Below are 3,194 nucleotides of genomic sequence, written 5' to 3' on the forward strand. Positions count from 1 at the left end.
GAATATTACTCAATACTCTGATTTTAAAGCTATTATAACAACAGGATCAGGTCTAATATCTTGACACACATACAAACCTAACTCATTAAGGCAGAAGTTCCTTCACATCACAGCCCAAAGTGTCTGCAATCTGATACAACTTTTCAAGCGTGATATTGATTTTACCGCGTTCGATGCGGCTCATATAGCTTCTATCTATCTCAGCGAGAAGGGCTAGTTTCTCTTGAGGTAAACCTTTGGATCTTCTCATTTGTACAATACGTTGGCCTACAGCTTCGGCAAGTTTCGTGTTCATGTTTTTTATTTATGAAATTAATTTCCTGAACAATGCACACTTGCGGACTATATGACCACGGATTATAATCCTCAAAATCAACGCAATTGGTCATTTTTTATGCAAACGAAGGTAAGAATCAGAAAAGAGCTATTTCTCGCCATTTATTACAATGAACACTTCTCTGCCAACGACCTAAAATCCTTTCCATTAGACAGTGATGAAAAAGAATACTTATCGGATGAATACGTCGAAAAAAAATTGAAGGAAATGTCGTTGATCGGCGCAGTCCTTTCATGCGGTTTCGACAAGCATGGTGATGAAGAATTTTCCAAAGGTTTTATGTTTAACCATATCGATTGGGAGGTCGTGGATTGCGACAATTACAGTGAGGACTCCAACTGCCTTTCTTTCAAAAGAGAAAATCTTTTGACGATTTTGCAAGATAAACAGTCAGAGCTGTCAGAGTCCTATTCTCTTCATAAAAGGACATGGAAGCATTTCAATCAGTTGTGTGCTCAACACTCAGAACTTCGGCTGTGTTTAGACGAGTATATATCCGAGTATGACAATCGTAGATTGGATCTCAAAGCCGAAATGCTTGCAGTAGAAAACGCAATTACCTTCTACAAAAACACAGCCCACCCAGTAGAAAGTGGGAGCTAATTTGCACAATCCTATTCTTTACGCACATGCCACAAACAACAACATGCTCGTGGGGCAGTTTGTTCAACAGTCGAAGACCAACTTCTCATTTTCATACACTGATGAGTGGTTAGCATATGATTCAGCTTTCCCTCTTTCGTTAAGCCTACCGCTCGTAAGGGGAGAATGCTCATCATTTAATGCACTGAATTTTATTCACAACCTGCTTCCTGACTTGAAAGAAGAACGATTAAGTCTTGCTCAGTCGGTGGGTGTGCAATCCAACGATGTATTCACCTTACTCTCAAAAATTAGTCACGATTGCACGGGCGGCATTTCATTTACTGAGAGTAGGGAGCCGCCAAAGATAGGGTGGAAATATCGAGAGATCTCGGCAAGTGAATTAAATGAACTCGTTACCCAGCGTAAGTCATTTCTTCCATTCTTTGGGGATTATCGACCTTGTATTTCGGGAACACAGCGAAAAACAACGTTAACTAGGTTGAACGGTAAATGGTATGTACCTCAAGAGAAATCACTAAGTAGCCACATTATCAAATTCCCAATGGATGTAATTGCGCAAAGCAACTCAGTATTAGATATGAGCGGCAGTGTTGAGAATGAATTCATCTGTACTCAAATAGCGAAGGAACTTGGTTTTAAAGTCCCCGACATTGAGATAATAACCGCAGAATCAGGAGCTAAAGCCCTTGCAGTAAAACGGTTCGACCGATGTTTTGGTGACGGAGTTGTGACTCGTAGACACCAAGAAGATTTCTGCCAGATTTTGGGTGTACCTGAACATCAAAAATATCAATCGGAGAACAACCTAAGTGTCTCCAAAATTGTTGATGTTTTAAGTCTCTCTGCGCAAAGCAAGGCGAACAATCATGACTTTTTTAAATTCATGATTTTACAGTGCCTTCTTGGTGCCACTGACGGTCATCTCAAGAATTTTTCCGTGCATATTGCTCCTGGAGGACACTATAAACTTGCACCGTTCTACGATTTGCTATCAGCTTACCCCGCTGTCAGTGCTACAGGGTTAAATAAGCGCAAGCTAAAACTAGCAATGGGACTGCAAGCATCACGAGGATACAAATACCATATCAGCAAGATTTGCTTACGGCATATAGAGCAGACAGCGAGTCAGTTTGGTATCAGCAATGCTGAATGCCATGAAATCGTCTTTGCCTTTCTCGCTCAATTTAGTAGCGCACTGAGTTCTATAGACAATCGATTTCCTGAAAAGGAGTTTTCGCGAGTAAAGGACGCCATATTTCAACATGCTACTGAAATCGTCGAAAAATTAAACAGAACAATTAAGTAAACATCTGAGGTAACAATTGTTGCCCATATTGTAAACATACTCGTTAGCAGTGAGGGGAAATATGGCTGAAACCACGACCAATGGAAGTAACACGACTCTCGACTTGAAGCAGTCTTTCGCGCTGTTAAGTGTCGATAAAAACGGTATCGTAACGATGAAATTTGGAGATGAAGTAACGGTTTTTATGAATGACAAATGCCCAGCAATCACGACCGATTTATTAAAAGTGATTGCGTCAATAAAAAACGGGAGTAGCCAGCAATGAAGCGCGAAAAAGAAAAGAACCGTGGTCTAACAGAAACTTCGTGTAAGAACCACTTCTGTTGATTGCTCCTTCTCAAGAAATGAAAAAAGAATTAGATGTGATCGTCGATGATTATTCAGTTCGATTTAGATGGCGACTATTAGGAGTGAGGATGGTATGAAAGCAAAAATCGGCATTCTATCAGAAGAGCTTGCTCGTAAGCGCATGATTCGCATTGCAGAAGGAAAAGTGACGTCTGAAGAACCTTACCCTCAATTTTTGTTTGAGTCACTGGCTGCGCTTTCACAACTGTTGTCTAACGAAAATGTTGAACTGTTGAATTTGATTGCTCGCGAGAAGCCAAACAGTCTTGATGAACTTGCTGAAATGAGTGGGCGTAGTATCAAGGATGTTACTGATGCTTTCGAAGCTCTTTCATCTAAGGGCTTTGCTTATCTGGATGTGAGGGGAATGGAATCTCGACCAATAGCGTTGTTTACGAAGTTCGAGATCGTAATGGGCAGTTCTCCTTTACTTTGAATTACACACAATTGGACACTTTTGAGTTAAAAAGTGTCACGAGCAAAAATTCAGCCTATGAAAGTTTTGGAAAGAACCTGCTTAGATTAATCATTTAAATTAGGAAAATGTTTATAGCGATTGGTCTTGATATTGAAAAGCCACTTAGTAAAGTGTACAGC

The 3,194-nt window shown here is 40.3% G+C and carries 5 protein-coding genes; 4 read left to right on the forward strand and 1 reads right to left on the reverse strand.

Annotated features, from left to right (window positions below):
- Positions 1–85 precede the first annotated feature (85 nt).
- On the reverse strand, positions 86–295 hold the full coding sequence (locus tag CAG65_RS02735) for a helix-turn-helix domain-containing protein (protein ID WP_039453138.1): 210 nt from the start codon (positions 293–295) through the stop codon (positions 86–88).
- Positions 296–346: 51 nt separating this feature from the next.
- Between CAG65_RS02735 and CAG65_RS02740 the strand changes: the two genes are divergently transcribed.
- The 4 genes from CAG65_RS02740 to CAG65_RS02755 all read left to right on the forward strand — a co-directional run bounded on the left by CAG65_RS02740 (position 347) and on the right by CAG65_RS02755 (position 3,033).
- Entirely contained in the window at positions 347–940 is a 594-nt protein-coding gene (locus tag CAG65_RS02740; protein ID WP_237668729.1) for a hypothetical protein, read from the forward strand.
- 1 nt (position 941) lies between these two features.
- Complete coding sequence (locus tag CAG65_RS02745) at positions 942–2,249, forward strand: HipA domain-containing protein (protein ID WP_202599243.1); 1,308 nt, start codon at positions 942–944, stop codon at positions 2,247–2,249.
- A 61-nt stretch (positions 2,250–2,310) separates the two neighbouring features.
- Complete coding sequence (locus CAG65_RS02750) at positions 2,311–2,514, forward strand: hypothetical protein (protein ID WP_000852433.1); 204 nt, start codon at positions 2,311–2,313, stop codon at positions 2,512–2,514.
- A 156-nt stretch (positions 2,515–2,670) separates the two neighbouring features.
- A complete protein-coding gene (locus CAG65_RS02755) occupies positions 2,671–3,033 on the forward strand; it encodes an HVO_A0114 family putative DNA-binding protein (protein WP_142738296.1) in 363 nt (120 codons plus the stop codon).
- Positions 3,034–3,194: the final 161 nt, after the last annotated feature.

The organism is Vibrio sp. V39_P1S14PM300 (assembly GCF_009904765.1).
Lineage (GTDB): Bacteria > Pseudomonadota > Gammaproteobacteria > Enterobacterales > Vibrionaceae > Vibrio > Vibrio proteolyticus.